The following is a 15257-nucleotide window of genomic DNA, read 5'->3' on the forward strand; positions in this document are numbered from 1 at the left end:
CTGGGGGCGGGCGGTCTGCGGGGATCGGGCTCAGGGCCTGGCGCGAGTCTGGGATCTGGCGTGAGAGGCATGCTTGCTCCTTGTCGAAAAGAAAGTGACGCGGGACTTGCTGCCGTTTCATGCTAGGGCCTTCCGGTCGTGCATTTCGCACCAGATGCAAGCATCCGTATGAAAAAAATGCCGCGCTGTCCAAAGGGCGTTCGAAGAGCGTCTGCAGCCTTCTGGCCAGGCGCCTGCTCAGGACAGCCTGTCCTGGGCGGTGCACAGGGCGGCTGTGGCGGCCGAGCGCAGGCACTGTATGTCGCTGCCTATTGCGATCAGCCTGGCTCCAGCCTTGTAGTAGTCGCTGGCCAGGTCCAGGTTGGGCGCCAGCACGCCGGCCATCTTGCCGGCCGCCTCGGCCTGCCGGATCCCTTCCACGATGGCGGCCTTGACGCGGGGGTGCTCGGGTTCGCCCAGATGGCCCATGTCGGCGGACAGGTCGGCCGGTCCGAAAAAAAGAATGTCGATTTCAGGCAGGCAGGTGAATTCGGGGACGGATTCGAGCGCTTGCACGGTCTCGATCTGGATGGCGATCACGATTTCCCGGGCTGCGTCGGCCAGGTAGCCGGGCTGTTGTCCATACTGGGCGGCGCGCCCGGCCGTGGATACGCCGCGCACGCCTGCGGGGGCATAGCGGGTGGCATGGATGATGTCCCGCGCCTGCCCGACATTCTCGACGTAGGGAAAGAGCAGGTTCTTGGCCCCGGCGTCCAGCAGGCGCTTGATGGTGACGCGGTCGTTGCCGGGCGGACGCACGAAGCCGCTTGCCTGGGAGGAGTCCAGCACGCGCAACTGGTCGATGATGTCGCCCAGGCTGTTCGGAGCGTGCTCCATGTCCAGCAGGAGCCAGTCGTAATCGGTGGTGGACAGCACTTCCACTGCCGTGGCGCTGATCAGGGAGCACCAGAGGCCGATCAAGCGCTCGCCTCGGTCCACGCGCTCTTTGAGCGTATTGAATTTGCAGGGCATGGCGGCCTCAATCAATGGAGACCTGGGCCTGGGTTGCGACCGCCTTCCACTTGGCATCGCTCTCGGCCACGAATTGTTTGAATTGCGCAACCGTTCCGGTCGCCACCTCGTCCCCTTGCTGCTGGAGGCGCTCCCGCATTCCGGGATCGCTCATCGCCTTGTTGAAGGCGGTGTTGAGCGTCGTGATGATGTCCTCGGGCGTGCCCGCCGGCGCGAAAATGCCGATCCAGCCCGAGAACTCGAAGTCCTTCACGCCTGCCTCGGTCATGGTGGGCAGATCGGGCAGGGCGGAGGGGCGCCGTGCCCCCGTGGTGGCCAGAGCCTTGAGCTTGCCCGCCTGGATTTGCGGCAGCACGTTGGGAATGTTGGTGATCGAGAAGGTGGCTTCGCCGTTGAGCAGCGCCAGGGTCGTCTGCGATCCGCCCGCGTAGGGAATGTGTTCGAACTGGACCTTGGCACTGTGGCGGAAGTACTCGCCGGCCAGGTGGACCAGGGTGCCGTTTCCCGTCGAGGCATAGTTGTATGCCCCCGGCTTGTCGTTCAGGAACTGGATGAATTCGGCCACGGTGCTGCCCGGAAAGGCCTGGCTGGTTGCCAGCACGAAAGGCGAGGAGGTCAGCTGGATCACTGGCGCCAGGGCTTTGGCGGGATCGTAGCCCAGGTTCTTGTAGACGGCGGGGGAGATCGAGATGGGCCCCACGCCCGAGAGCAGGATGGTGTAGCCATCGGGCCTGGCCTGGGAGACGATGCGCCCGCCCAGCGTGCCGCCGGCTCCCGGCTTGTTTTCCACGATGAACTGTTGGCCCAGCTCGGTGCGCAGGCGTTCGGCCGCCAGGCGGGCCACGACGTCGAAGGCGCCCCCGGCCACGAAGGGAACGACGAGCGTGACGGGGCGCTGGGGATAGTCTTGGGCCTGTGCAGCCAGAGGAAGGGCCAGCGGGATGCAGGCCAGCAAAGCGGCTGCGTTCTTATTGAATACTGACATGTTTTGTCTCTTTATTTGATACTTTTTCTAAGGTCTGAGCATACTAACACCGAAAATTGAGACCAATGGTTCCATTTTGTTGTTTTTCAGGGTAAATGCTAAGGCGGCTTATCGGTTGAACGAAAACCCGGCTGACGTGGCAACTGTATCCATGTGCAAGGCCGCCTCGGTCCCGCTTTTCTTATCTGCTATAAGAACAGGTCAGAGATTCATAAAGGGAAAAGAGAGATGATCACGCGACTATTGGGCCGATCCGCCATCCTGCTGGCTTGTTCCGCCGCGCTTGCCGCCTGCTCTTCCGGCGGTTCGAGCACGGTCGGCGGGTCGAGCGGCTCGAGCGGTATTTCACGCTTGTTCAATGAATGCGCCTGGAACCGCAGCAACTGCATGCATGAAGGACGCTATGAGCCCGGCGAGCGCGAGTACGCCGAGCAAGAAGCCAGGGACTTGAACCGGGCGTCCGCCGCCCGCTTGCGCCGGGGGCTGTAAGCATTTAAGGTTGCCGGTCTGAACAGTTCTGCAGGGAAGCGGGATGGGCCTGGAAAAAATTCGCGACGGCCTGGAGGGCAGGCAGATCGCGATCTATTTTGGCGCGGCGGCGATTGCCCTCGGCGTGGCCCTGTTCGTTCCCGGCTCGACAATGCTGGAAGCGGCTGTCAATCCCGCTCTGGCCTTCATGCTGTATGTGACCTTCTTGCAGGTTCCGCTCGTGGATCTGGGCCAGGCCTTGAAGCAGACGCGGTTCATGGCCGTGTTGCTCCTGTCCAACTTCGTGTTGATGCCGGCGCTGGTCTTCGCGCTTGCCGGCCTGCTGCCGGACGAGCCCATGCTGCGGCTGGGCGTCCTGCTGGTGCTGCTGGCGCCTTGCATTGATTATGTCGTCACGTTTGCCCACCTGGGCCGCGCGGACGCTCGGGCGCTTCTGGCCTCGACGCCGGTGTTGCTGCTGGTGCAGATGCTGCTGTTGCCTCTCTACCTGAAATTCGCATTCGGACGGGATGTTGCTCTTTACATCGACGCCGGTCCGTTCCTGCATGCGTTCTTGTGGCTGATCGCCGCGCCGCTGGTCCTGGCCGGCCTCACCCAGTTCCTGGCCGCGCGCCGCAGAGGATGGAGGCGCGCACAGCAAGTGTTCGGCCTGGCGCCCGTGCCTGCCACGGCATTGGTGCTGTTCATCGTCATCGCGGCGGTGGCGCCGCAGCTGGGCTCGGCCATGGGCGCCGTCCTGCTGGTCCTGCCCGTCTATCTCGCGTACGCCATCATCGCACCGATGTGCGGCTGGTGGCTGGCGCGCAGGGCCAGACTGGACGTTCCGGCCAGCCGGGCCGTCGCGTTCAGTTCGGCCACGCGCAATTCCCTGGTGGTCCTGCCCTTGGCCCTGTCCATCCCAGGCGCCATTCCCGTTCTGCCGGCCGTCATCGTGACGCAGACGCTGGTCGAATTATTGGCAGAGCTGGTCTATGTGCGCTTGGCGGCGCGGTGGGGCGCGAGCGAAGTTGTGCGCGCGGACCAGCGTTTGGCAGATGATTGATTGGTATCTCTTTCGATGAGCGTGTCACGACTCGGGCTTCTTTGAGGCGCGGGGCTTCCCGTGCCGCTCGAGCCCCAGGGGATTGCCCTCGCATGTACAGGAACGCCAGATGTTCATCGGTTACCCAGACTTGAGATAGCGGCAGTTGCGCCGCGACGGCCACGTGTTTGTTTCTGTGGCGCAGGCCATCAGCGCTCCTGTTCCCGGTTCGGGCGTTGAGGCCTGATTTACTCAAGGAAAGATGATCATGATCACTCCAACCCTTAATCCTACTGTCCAGATAGCCAACCACCAGGAGGTGGCGCTGGAGCGGAAAGATCTGGCGCCTTGTCCCCTGGGGATAGTTGGCAATTTGCGGTACACAGCCCAGGAGGGGGGGGTGTACTCGCTAAAGGAAGCGAAGTACTGCCTGGATACTTATTTGGATGAGCTAAGAGAAGCCGATCTTGTTGCTCTGAGCCAGGGAGTACTGAGCAAGGAGGCTGCCTGCAACCATGTGTTGGATGAAATTTCGATTCGTTCTGATGATAAGTTGCGCATGCAGTTATCTGGTCTGCTGGGAGATGTTGCAAAAGCCGTGAATCAATTTACGGCCTGAAACTCGCTGTGCTCGCGGGCGATGGGCGCGCCATGCCCGAAGCCTTGTATCGTTTGAGCCTCGCGGTTAAAGAAATCTATCAGGCGTGGGAAGTATTGCCCCTACCGACGATTATGTTCTTGCGGCGAATGGTTGAGAAAAGCATGGACGTGCTCCGTGATCATCAGAATAACCCGGTTGGCCCGCTCAATAGGCACTCTCTGAGCAAGCTGGATGACGGCAGGCGCAGACATCTCAGCGCTGCCGCTGTGGTCTTGTGCCACTTTGGGTTGGAGCTGGACCCTCAGTTGCGTGTTTGTTAATCGGTGATTCTCCTTGATGATTGCCGTGGCGCTGAAAGTACTCTTGGTCAGTGCGGAAGAACCCGAACATATCCTCCAGTCGCCAGAGCACGTACGTGCCCAGGTCATTCGTGCAGCAGAGGCTCCCCGGCCAGGTGATCACGTCGAAGCGCAGTCACAGTGCGCCGGGCTGGCGAAAGTGGACATGGCGATGCAGGCCGTCTACCTTGATGATGCCCATGGCGTGGCTTTCCACGTTCTTCAAGCATGTTTGGGCGGACGCATGACGATCGGCGCGCAGCGGCCAGAGTCGATCTCTTTAATGTTGGCCATGTGGAAGCAAGCCTGCGAGCTAGATGGGAGCAAACTTCTTGAAAAATTGATTCCCGAGGATCAATTGCTTCTGGGTCGTGTATGCAAGCCGTTGATTTTTGCTGATTTTTGAATTATTGATTTCAACGGTTTTCATTCTCTGGTGCGAACGGAGAGGCTCGAAGTCACACACAGCTCGGCGACAGAACCTAAATCTGGTGCGTCTACCAATTCCGCCACGTTCGCAAAACGAAAGAAGGGGATTCTAGCCTGCTTTGCCGGGCTAGGCAAGTAAAAGACGCCCGCCGCAGGATGCGGCAGGGTTTGGGGCATCTGAAGGCTGTTTGCTTCTTTTTTAACGACGTTTGGGGTTTTTTGCAATCAGGCCGCGCTCCAGCCAGTCCTGCTGCTGCTCGGCGGTGACGCCCAGGCTGTCCAGGATGTCCTGGGTGTCCTGGCCCAGTTGCGGCGCTGGTCGGCGGATGGCGCCGGGGCTGGCGCTGAGCTTGGGCACGATGCCGGGCACTGTCAGGGGAGTGCCGTCCGGCAGGGCCGCGTCCAGCAGCATGTCGCGCGCCTGGTAGTGCGGGTCGGCGGCGATGTCGGCAATGTCGTACACGCGGCCGGCCGGCACGCGGGCCTGGTCCAGGATGGCCAGCACCTCATCCAGGGTCAGGGCCCTGGTCCAGTGGCCTATCGCTGCGTCTATGACGCCGGCATGGCGGGCGCGGCCGTCGTTGTGCGCATAATCTGGATTGGCGGCCATGTCGGGCCGGCCGATGGCCGTCATCAGCCGCTTGAAGATGCTGTCGCCGTTGCCCGCCACCAGAGCGTACTTGCCATCCTTGCACAGGTAGGCGTTGCTGGGTGTGATGCCGGGCAGGCTGCTGCCGGCCGGCTCGCGCACGGCGCCGAAGACGCTGTATTCCGGCAGCAGGCTTTCCATCATGTTGAAGACGGATTCGTACAGCGCCGCGTCGATGTTCTGGCCCTGGCCGCCGTGCTGCTCGCGCTGGCGCAGGGCCATCATGCTGCCGATGACTCCGTGCAGGGCCGCCAGCGAGTCGCCGATGGACACGCCCACGCGCACCGGCGGGCGGCCGGGCTCGCCGCTCAGGTGGCGCAGGCCGCCCATGGCTTCGCCGACCACGCCGAAGCCCGGCCGGTCCTTGTAGGGGCCGGTCTGCCCGTAGCCGGACACGCGCAGCATGATCAGGCCGGGATTGAGCGCGTGCAGCGCCTCCCAGCCCAGGCCCCATTCCTCCAGGGCGCCGGGGCGGAAGTTCTCGATGACGATGTCGCATTGCCCGGCCAGCTGGCGCACCACCTGCTGGCATTCGGGTTCGCGCAGGTCCAGCGCCAGGGATCGCTTGTTGCGCGACTGCACCTCCCACCAGACCGAGTTTCCTTCGTGCAGCAGGCGCCACTTGCGCAGCGGGTCGCCGCCTTGCGGCGGCTCGACCTTGATGACCTCGGCGCCGAACTCGCCCAGGATCTTGGCGGCGAAGGGGCCGGCGATCAACTGGCCCAGCTCCAGGACCCGGATGCCGGCCAGGGGAGTGCTAGTGTGCATGTCTGTCTTGCGTATGTCGCTGAAAATAAGGGATGATAGCCTTGCGCGGCTGTCTTGTCCTGACCGTGCGCCCCGGCGCCGGGGCCCGTCACAAGAAATAATGATTGATAGATCGTTTGTTTGGATTTACCGTGCTACTTTCCGGTAAAATACCGGATTACCCTTCTCAATTAACCAATTTTATAGGTCTTCAATGCAGCCCGAGGTTGAAATTCTGTCCGGCTTGGAGCGCCGAGTCGATGTGGTCGTTTCGGTGGCCGACGTAGAAAAACAAGTCCAGGCCCAGCTCAAGCGTGTGGCTCGTACGGCCAAGGTACAGGGCTTTCGCCCAGGCAAGGCGCCTCTGTCCGTCATCGAACGCACGCATGGCCCTGGCATCCGCTACGACGCCATCAACGAGGAAATCGGCAAGGCCCTGGACAAAGTGTTCCAGGACGCCAAGCTGCGCGTAGCCGGCACGCCTAACCTGGAAGCCAAGGAAGGCGAGGCCGCTGAAGGCACCATGGCATTTTCCGCCACCTTCGAGGTCTATCCGGACGTGCAGGTCCCCGACCTGTCCTCCCTGGAGATCAAGCGCGCCACCGCCCAGGTGTCCGACGAGGACATCCAGCGCACCGTGGACGTGCTGCGCAAGCAACGCGCCACCTACGAATCCAGCGCCGACCGCCAGGCCCAGGAAGATGACCGCATCACCCTGGACTTCGTGGGCACCATCGACGGCGTGGCCTTCGAAGGCGGCAGCGCCGAAGGCTTCCAGTATCTGCAGGGCCGCGGCCGCATGCTGCCCGAGTTCGAGAACGCCGTCGCCGGCATGAAGGCGGGCGAAACCAAGACGTTCCCGCTGGAATTCCCCGCCGACTACGCCGGCAAGGAAGTGGCCGGCAAGACCGCCGAGTTCAAGATCACCGTGACCGACGTGGCCCGGCCCGTGCTGCCTGAGCTGGACGCCGAGTTCGCCAAGTCCCTCGGCCAGGCGGAAGGCGATGTGGAGAAGCTGCTGGCTGACGTGCGCGGAAACATCGAGCGCGAGATCAAGGCCCGCGTGCAGGCCCGCAACAAGGCCGCCGTCATGGACGCCCTGCTGGCCGCCAGCGAATTCGACGTGCCCAAGGCCCTGGTCGACAACGACGTGCAAGGCCGCATCGCTTCGGCCCGCGCCGAACTGAAAGAGCGCGGCGTGCCCAACGCCGACAAGATGCCCATTCCCGCCGAAGCCTTCCAGGAAGAGTCCACGCGCCGCGTGCGTCTGGGCCTGCTGGTCTCCGAGCTGGTCAAGGCCGCCGACCTGCAAGCCAAGCCCGAGCAGGTGCGCGCCCGCATCGAAGAGTTCGCCCAGAACTACGAACAGCCCGCCCAAGTGGTGGCTTACTATCTGTCCGATCGCCAGCGTCGCGCCGAGATCGAGGCAGTCGTGCTCGAGGACAATGTCGTCGAACACGTGCTGTCCCAGGCCAAGGTGACCGACGAGGAGGTGGCGTTCGACCAAATCATGGGGACCAACTAAATGTCGTCAAGCTTTGTCGACTTCTACGCCTCGATGAACGGGGGGCATTCCGTGACCCCCACGGGGCTGGGCTACGTGCCCATCGTGATCGAGCAGTCGGGCCGCGGCGAGCGGTCCTATGATATCTACTCGCGCCTGCTGCGCGAGCGCATCATCTTCCTGGTGGGCCCCGTCAATGACAATTCGGCCAACCTGATCGTGGCCCAGCTGCTGTTCCTGGAGTCGGAAAATCCTGAAAAGGATATTTCCCTGTACATCAACTCCCCCGGGGGTTCGGTGTATGCCGGCCTGGCCATCTACGACACGATGCAGTTCGTCAAGCCCGAAGTCTCGACATTGTGCACCGGCATGGCCGCCAGCATGGGCGCCTTCCTGTTGTCCTCGGGCACGCGCGGCAAGCGTTTCGCGCTGCCCAACTCGCGCATCATGATTCACCAGCCTTCGGGCGGTGCGCAGGGCCAGGCCTCCGACATCCAGATCCAGGCCAAGGAAATCCTGAGTCTGCGCGAGCGCCTGAACCGCATCCTGGCGGCCAATTGCGGCCAGCCTGTGGAGCGCATCGAGGTGGATACCGAACGCGACAACTTCATGGCAGCCGAAGACGCCCAGTCCTACGGCCTGATCGACCGGGTGATGTCCACGCGCGACGTGTAAGCCCGGCGTCCCCACGGACGACATAAAGCAGTACTATGGCTGTTCTGGGACGGGACTTGTTCCCGTCCTTTTACTATCCTGAAGTGAAAATTTGAATCTATGTCCGAAAAGAAATCGGCCGACGAAAAAGTTCTGCATTGCTCGTTTTGCAATAAAAGCCAGCACGAGGTCAAGAAACTGATCGCTGGGCCTTCGTCGGTGTTTATCTGCGACGAGTGTATTGATCTTTGTACCGATATCATTCGTGACGAAGCGGCGGGCGCCACGCCCGATGGCGAGCGCAAGGATTTGCCCACGCCCCGCGAAATCAAGGAATTCCTCGATGGTTACGTCATCGGCCAGGAGACGCCCAAGCGCACCCTGGCGGTGGCGGTCTACAACCATTACAAGCGCATCCGCAACGGCAAGCCCGGCCGGGACGACGTGGAACTGTCCAAGAGCAATATCCTGCTGATCGGGCCCACCGGCTCGGGCAAGACGCTGCTGGCCCAGACGCTGGCGCGCATGCTGGACGTGCCTTTCGTCATGGCCGACGCCACCACGCTGACCGAAGCCGGCTACGTGGGCGAGGACGTGGAGAACATCGTCCAGAAGCTGTTGCAGAACTGCGACTACGACATTGAAAAGGCGCAGCGCGCCATCATCTACATCGACGAAATCGACAAGATTTCCCGCAAGTCCGACAATCCGTCCATTACCCGCGACGTGTCCGGCGAAGGCGTGCAACAGGCGCTGCTCAAGCTGATCGAAGGCACGGTGGCCTCGGTGCCTCCGCAGGGCGGGCGCAAGCATCCCAACCAGGACTTCGTGCAGGTGGACACCACCAACATCCTGTTCATCGTGGGCGGCGCCTTCGACGGGCTGGAAAAAGTCATCCGCGACCGTACCGAAAAGTCCGGCATCGGTTTCTCGGCTTCGGTCAAGGCCAAGTCCGAGCGCGGCGTTGGCGAGCTGTTCTCCGAAGTGGAGCCCGAGGACCTGATCAAGTTCGGCATCATCCCCGAGCTGGTCGGCCGCCTGCCCGTGGTGGCCACGCTGGAAGAGCTGCGCGAAGATGCCCTGGTGCGCATCCTGACCGAGCCGCGCAACGCCCTGGTCAAGCAGTTCCAGAAGCTGCTGGAGATGGAAGGCGTGGAGCTGGAGATCCAACCGGCGGCGCTGCATGCGGTGGCCCAGCGGGCCATCAAGCGCCGCACCGGCGCGCGCGGCCTGCGCAGCATCGTCGAGCAGGCTCTGCTGGACACCATGTACGAGCTGCCCTCGCGCAAGGACGTCAGCAAGGTGGTCCTGACCGAGGATGTGATTCTTGGAAAGAGTAAACCCGAATTGATCCTGGGCCGTCCTTTGACCGATAGTAATTCTGACGAGGTCTCTCAGACCCTGAAAGACGCCGCCGCCTAGCGACGGGCAAGGCCCTTTCCTGTTGTTGATCCGGCCTACTTGAAATATCGAAGTTCGCCACAATCTGACCTACAACAGGTTGAACCGTGAAAGGGAAGCCCAGGCTTCCCTTTCGCGTCTAAGGACATTTATAGGAAATTACTATGTCTGCGAGCCAGATTCTCTCTACGGAACCCATTGAGCTGCCGCTGCTGCCTCTTCGCGATGTGGTGGTGTTCCCTCACATGGTGATTCCGCTTTTTGTCGGTCGGCCTCGCTCTATCAAGGCGCTGGAGCTGGCCATGGAGTCCGGCAACAACATCATGCTGGTGGCGCAGAAGTCCGCCGGCAAGGATGATCCCACGCCGGAAGATCTCTATGACATCGGTTGCGCGGCCAGCATCCTGCAGATGCTCAAGCTGCCCGACGGCACCGTCAAGGTGCTGGTCGAAGGCCTGCAGCGCGCGCGCGTGCGCAAGGTCGAGGACGCGCAGACCCACTTCATTGCTTCCGTGGTGGAAGTGCCCGGCGACGCCGGCAACGCCGCCGAGACGGAAGCCTTGCGGCGCGCCGTGCTTGCCCAGTTCGAGCAGTACGTCAAGCTGAACAAGAAGATTCCCCAGGAAATCCTGACTTCGCTCACCGGCATCGACGAGGCCGGCCGGCTGGCCGACACCATTGCCGCGCACCTGCCCCTGAAGCTGGAGCAGAAGCAGGCCATGCTGGAGACCGCCAACGCGCCCGAGCGCCTGGAGGGGCTGCTCTCGCAGCTGGAAGGCGAGATCGACATCCTGCAGGTTGAAAAGCGCATCCGCGGCCGCGTCAAGAAGCAGATGGAAAAGAGCCAGCGCGACTACTACCTGAACGAGCAGGTCAAGGCCATCCAGAAGGAACTGGGCGAAGGCGAGGACGGGGCGGACATCGAAGAGCTGGAGAAGCGCATCGAAGAGGCCCAGCTCAGCAAGGAAGCGCTGAAGAAGGCCGAGGCCGAGATGAAGAAGCTCAAGCTGATGTCGCCGATGTCAGCCGAAGCCACGGTCGTGCGCAACTACATCGAAACGCTGGTGGGCCTGCCCTGGCGCAAGAAGAGCCGCATCAATAATTCGCTGGCCAATGCCGAGAACGTGCTGAATGCGGACCATTTCGGCCTGGAGAAGGTCAAGGAGCGCATCGTCGAATACCTGGCCGTGCAGCAGCGCGTGGACAAGCTCAAGGCGCCGATCCTGTGCCTGGTGGGCCCTCCGGGCGTGGGCAAGACCTCGCTGGGCCAATCCATCGCCAAGGCCACGAACCGCAAGTTCGTGCGCATGGCTCTGGGCGGCGTGCGCGACGAGGCCGAGATCCGCGGTCACCGCCGCACCTATATCGGCTCCATGCCCGGCAAGGTCGTGCAGAACATGAGCAAGGTGGGCGTGCGCAATCCGCTGTTCCTGCTCGATGAGATCGACAAGATGGGCGCGGACTTCCGCGGCGATCCATCCTCGGCATTGCTGGAGGTGCTGGACCCCGAACAGAACCACACCTTCCAGGATCACTACCTGGAAGTGGACTACGACCTGTCCGACGTCATGTTCGTGGCCACCAGCAATACGCTGAACATTCCGCCGGCCCTGCTGGACCGCATGGAAGTGATCCGCCTGTCCGGCTATACGGAAGACGAGAAGGTGCACATCGCCTTCGATCACCTGCTGCCCAAGCTCATGAAGAACAACGGCGTGCGCGACGGCGAACTGGTGGTCAAGGAAGAAGCGGTGCGCGACATCGTCCGCTACTACACCCGCGACGCCGGCGTGCGTTCGCTGGAGCGCGAGATCAGCAAGATCTGCCGCAAGGTGGTGCGCAAGCTGCTGGCCGCCAATCCGCAGGCCGACAATCGTGCCGCGCGCGGCAAGGCGCTGCCGACCGAGGCCATCGTGGCCGATTCGTCCAATCTGAACGATTACCTGGGCGTGCGCCGTTTCTCGTTCGGCCTGGCCGAGAAAGAGAACAAGGTGGGGCAGGTCACAGGCCTGGCCTGGACCGAAGTGGGCGGCGATCTGCTGACCATCGAGGTGGCGGACATGCCCGGCAAGGGCAATGTGCTGCGCACCGGTTCCATCGGCGACGTCATGAAGGAGTCGGTGGAAGCGGCCCGCACCGTGGTGCGCTCGCGCGCTCAGAAGTGGGGCATTGCCGATACCGTGTTCGAGAAGCGCGACCTGCACGTGCACTTTCCGGAAGGCGCCACGCCCAAGGACGGTCCATCGGCTGGTATCGCCATCACCACGGCCATCGTCTCCAGCCTGACCGGCATTCCGGTGCGCGCCGATGTCGCCATGACGGGCGAGATCACCCTGCGCGGCGAGGTCCTGGCCATTGGCGGCCTGAAGGAAAAGCTGCTGGCGGCGCATCGGGGCGGCATCAAGACGGTGCTGATTCCCGAGGAAAACGTCAAGGACCTGGCAGAGATCCCGGACAACGTGAAAAACCACCTGGAGATCATTCCGGTGCGCTGGATCGACCGGGTTCTGGAAGTGGCTCTGCAGGACGCGGTCAAGCCGCTCAGCGACGAGGAAGTCGCCCGTCTGGCGGCCGAGGCCCTGGCTGCCAGCCGTGGCCCCGGCGCGACGTCGGAGTCCTTCAAGCACTGATGGATGTCCATGGCGCGCTTGCTTCAAGAGAAGCGGGCGCGGCCTGGGCCTGTCAGGTCCGGAGCCGCAGGAAGTGCTCCACGCTGCGCTGCCTGCCGCGCCTTCAAGGCATTGCTTTTTTAGGGCGGCCCGGCAATAAAAAACCCGAAGTGCGAGCTTCGGGTTTTTTCATGGGTGAACGTGCGGGATCAGTGCAATGGCGTGGCACGGATGAGGCCCACGGCCACGCCTTCCAGGGCGAGCGAGTCGGGGTCGGTAACCACGATGGGTTCGAAATCAGGGTTTTCCGGCAGCAGCAGCACCTGATTGTTCGAGCGCGACAGGCGCTTGACGGTGACTTCGTCGCCGATGCGGGCCACCACGATCTGGCCGTTGCGGGCTTCCGAGGTCTTCTTGACGGCCAGGAGGTCCCCGTCCAGGATGCCGGCGTCCCGCATGCTCAGGCCGCGCACGCGCAGCAGGTAGTCCGGCGACTGCGAGAACAGGGTGTTAGCCACGCCGATCTCGCGTTCGATGTGCTCGGTGGCCAGGATGGGGCTGCCGGCGGCCACGCGCCCGATGATGGGCAGCAGCAGGGCGTCCGACAGACTGGCCAGCAGGCCGGGTTCGGGGGTGTCGCGCTGGTCTGCGCCCAGCAGGCGGATGCCGCGCGAGGCGCCCGCCGTCAGTTCGATGGCGCCCTTGCGCGCCAGCGCCTTGAGGTGGTCTTCAGCGGCGTTGGCCGATTTGAAGCCCAGCACCTGGGCGATCTCGGCCCGGGTGGGGGAAACCGGTGCGCTCGATTTCGGAGCGGATGATGTCCAGCACTTGCTGCTGGCGCGCGGTGAGCTTGACGGTCATGAGTATTGGCTGCTGAATATATATACAGTGATGATTGTGCGTTACTTGTCGCTTTTTTGCAAGGCGCAGCTTGCCTGCCGAGGTGTTTTCTGCCTTGAGCCGTCAGGAGCGGCGCTGCAGCCAGTCGGCGCGACCTTGGGTGTACAGCACGTGCGGCGCCAGCGGATGGCCCGCGGGCAAGGCGGGGTGATCGAAAGTCCGCTGGCGCCGCATGCCCAGGCGTTCCATCACGGCCTGGGAAGGCAGGTTGGGCAGCGCGGTATAGGCCACGATCTCCTCCAGGCCCAGCACGTCGAAGCCGAAGTCCAGGCTGGAGCGCGCGGCCTCGCTGGAGTAGCCCTTGCCCCAGAGTTCGGGCAGCAGGCGCCAGACCGCTTCCACGCATGGCTGGAAAGGCAGTTCGGCCAGCGGCACGTTCAGACCCACCATGCCGGCGAACTGGCCGGTGGCGCGCACTTCCACGGCCCATTGGCCCCAGCCCTGCCGCTCGATCAAGGCCTGGCTGCGGCGGGCGATGGCATCGCTCTGGGCCCGGTCCAGGGTGGACGGATAATGACGCAATGCCTGCGGATCCGCATTGAGTCGCGCGAAGGGTTCCAGATCGGACTCCTGCCAGGGGCGCAGCAGCAGGCGAGCGGTGGTCAGGGCAAGGGCTTGGGTCACGTTCGTGTCGCCATTGCGGCAATGAAAAACGCCCTTCCGGGGAAGGGCGTTGCAGGGGCCGGAAGGGATTACTTCAGGACTTTGGCGATGGCCTGGACCACGTAGTCGATGTTCTGGCTGTTCAGGGCGGCCACGCAGATGCGGCCGCTGCTGACGGCGTAGACGCCGTGTTCGTTGCGCAGGCGCTCCACTTGTTCGGCGGTCAGGCCGGAGTAGGAGAACATGCCGCGCTGCTGCAGCACGAAATCGAAGTTCTGGGCCACGCCGTGGGCCTTGAGCTTTTCCACCAGCTGGCTGCGCATGGCGCGGATGCGGTCGCGCATGCCCGCCAGTTCGTCGGCCCAGACCTGGAACAGTTCAGGCGAGTTCAGCACGGTGGCCACCACTTTGCCGCCGTGCGTGGGCGGGTTGGAGTAGTTGGTGCGGATGACGCGCTTGACCTGGCTGAGCACGCGGGAGGTTTCGTCCTTGCTGGAGGTGATCAGGGTCAGGGCGCCCACGCGCTCGCCGTAGAGCGAGAACGACTTGGAGAAGGAGGAGCTGACCAGCATGGACAGGCCCAGGGCGGCGAACAGGCGCACGACGCTGGCGTCCTGCTCCAGGCCGTCGCCGAAGCCCTGGTAGGCGATGTCCAGGAAGGGGACAAGCTTCTGCTCCTGGATGACCTTGGCCACCTGGGCCCACTGTTCGGCGCTGGGATCCACGCCGGTGGGGTTGTGGCAGCAGGCGTGCAGCACCACGATGGATTGGGCGGGCATGGCGCGCAGGGCGGCCAGCATGCCTTCGAAGTTCAGGCCGTGGGTGGCCGCGTCGTAGTAGGCGTAGGTGCCCACCTTGAAGCCGGCGCGCTCGAACAGGGCGCGGTGGTTTTCCCAGCTGGGATCGCTGATGAACACCTGGGAATCAGGCAGGAGCTGCTTCAGGAAATCGGCGCCGATCTTCAGGGCGCCGGTGCCGCCCAGGGATTGCACCGTCAGGGCGCGACCCTCGGCGATGACGGGGGAGTCCGCGCCCAGCAGCAGGGTCTGCGCGCCCTTGTTGTAGGCGGCGATGCCTTCGATGGGCAGGTAGCTGCGGGCCGCGGCGTTGGCCGCCAGGGCGTCTTCCGCTTTCTTGACCGCCTGCAGCAGGGGGATGCGTCCCTGATCGTCGTAGTACACGCCAACGCCCAGATTGACTTTGCCGGCGCGTTCGTCGGCATTGTATTGTTCGTTCAAACCCAGAATAGGGTCGCGGGGAGCCAGTTCGACGGTTTCGAAAAGCGTTGTCATGATAATTTGGGGACGTTGCCTGAG

Annotated in this window: 13 protein-coding genes, 1 tRNA gene and 1 pseudogene; 8 read left to right on the forward strand and 7 right to left on the reverse strand. The window is 63.1% G+C overall.

What is annotated here, in order from left to right:
* Window positions 1-237 precede the first annotated feature (237 nt).
* Window positions 238-1011, reverse strand: a complete 774-nt coding sequence (locus ACWPWO_RS07855; RefSeq protein WP_454005746.1) for an HpcH/HpaI aldolase family protein — start codon at window positions 1009-1011, stop codon at window positions 238-240.
* 7 nt (window positions 1012-1018) lie between these two features.
* Entirely contained in the window at window positions 1019-1996 is a 978-nt protein-coding gene (locus ACWPWO_RS07860) for a Bug family tripartite tricarboxylate transporter substrate binding protein (protein WP_454005748.1), read from the reverse strand.
* A 228-nt stretch (window positions 1997-2224) separates the two neighbouring features.
* On the opposite strand from ACWPWO_RS07860, the gene ACWPWO_RS07865 reads away from it, so the two are divergent.
* The 4 genes from ACWPWO_RS07865 (at window position 2225) to ACWPWO_RS07880 (ending at window position 4851) form a co-directional block, all read left to right on the forward strand.
* Window positions 2225-2485 (forward strand): hypothetical protein, encoded by a 261-nt coding sequence (locus ACWPWO_RS07865; protein ID WP_394065367.1) that lies wholly within the window; start codon window positions 2225-2227, stop codon window positions 2483-2485.
* 49 nt (window positions 2486-2534) lie between these two features.
* On the forward strand, window positions 2535-3527 hold the full coding sequence (locus ACWPWO_RS07870) for an arsenic resistance protein (protein ID WP_454006321.1): 993 nt from the start codon (window positions 2535-2537) through the stop codon (window positions 3525-3527).
* A gap of 247 nt (window positions 3528-3774) precedes the next feature.
* The gene (locus ACWPWO_RS07875) at window positions 3775-4125 is read left to right on the forward strand and encodes a hypothetical protein (RefSeq protein WP_454005750.1); all 351 of its coding nucleotides are present in this window, start codon (window positions 3775-3777) and stop codon (window positions 4123-4125) included.
* A 315-nt stretch (window positions 4126-4440) separates the two neighbouring features.
* Window positions 4441-4851, forward strand: coding sequence for a hypothetical protein (locus ACWPWO_RS07880; RefSeq protein WP_454005752.1), 411 nt, complete (start codon window positions 4441-4443; stop codon window positions 4849-4851).
* Between the two features lie 28 nt (window positions 4852-4879).
* Here the strand turns inward: ACWPWO_RS07880 and ACWPWO_RS07885 are convergent.
* Together ACWPWO_RS07885 and ACWPWO_RS07890 are read right to left on the reverse strand one after the other, a co-directional pair.
* Window positions 4880-4964, reverse strand: a tRNA-Leu gene (locus ACWPWO_RS07885).
* Between the two features lie 109 nt (window positions 4965-5073).
* Window positions 5074-6291 (reverse strand): CaiB/BaiF CoA transferase family protein, encoded by a 1218-nt coding sequence (locus tag ACWPWO_RS07890; RefSeq protein WP_454005754.1) that lies wholly within the window; start codon window positions 6289-6291, stop codon window positions 5074-5076.
* A 193-nt stretch (window positions 6292-6484) separates the two neighbouring features.
* Between ACWPWO_RS07890 and tig the strand changes: the two genes are divergently transcribed.
* The 4 genes from tig (at window position 6485) to lon (ending at window position 12459) form a co-directional block, all read left to right on the forward strand.
* Window positions 6485-7795 carry a trigger factor gene (gene tig / locus ACWPWO_RS07895; RefSeq protein WP_454005756.1) on the forward strand — a complete coding sequence of 437 codons (1311 nt, stop codon included), beginning with the start codon at window positions 6485-6487 and terminating at the stop codon, window positions 7793-7795.
* Complete coding sequence (clpP, locus tag ACWPWO_RS07900) at window positions 7796-8449, forward strand: ATP-dependent Clp endopeptidase proteolytic subunit ClpP (RefSeq protein WP_394065443.1); 654 nt, start codon at window positions 7796-7798, stop codon at window positions 8447-8449.
* Window positions 8450-8548: 99 nt separating this feature from the next.
* A complete protein-coding gene (clpX, locus tag ACWPWO_RS07905) occupies window positions 8549-9850 on the forward strand; it encodes an ATP-dependent Clp protease ATP-binding subunit ClpX (RefSeq protein WP_394065444.1) in 1302 nt (433 codons plus the stop codon).
* A 143-nt stretch (window positions 9851-9993) separates the two neighbouring features.
* Window positions 9994-12459 carry an endopeptidase La gene (lon, locus tag ACWPWO_RS07910; RefSeq protein ID WP_454005758.1) on the forward strand — a complete coding sequence of 822 codons (2466 nt, stop codon included), beginning with the start codon at window positions 9994-9996 and terminating at the stop codon, window positions 12457-12459.
* A gap of 188 nt (window positions 12460-12647) precedes the next feature.
* Here lon and lexA read toward each other — a convergent pair.
* From lexA to ACWPWO_RS07925, 3 genes and pseudogenes are all read right to left on the reverse strand, one after another.
* Window positions 12648-13299: pseudogene (gene lexA, locus ACWPWO_RS07915) on the reverse strand (transcriptional repressor LexA).
* A gap of 102 nt (window positions 13300-13401) precedes the next feature.
* A complete protein-coding gene (locus ACWPWO_RS07920; protein WP_454005760.1) occupies window positions 13402-13962 on the reverse strand; it encodes a GNAT family N-acetyltransferase in 561 nt (186 codons plus the stop codon).
* A 68-nt stretch (window positions 13963-14030) separates the two neighbouring features.
* Window positions 14031-15233, reverse strand: a complete 1203-nt coding sequence (locus ACWPWO_RS07925) for an amino acid aminotransferase (RefSeq protein WP_454005762.1) — start codon at window positions 15231-15233, stop codon at window positions 14031-14033.
* Window positions 15234-15257 lie beyond the last annotated feature (24 nt).

Source organism: Alcaligenes sp. Marseille-Q7550, from assembly GCF_965112015.1.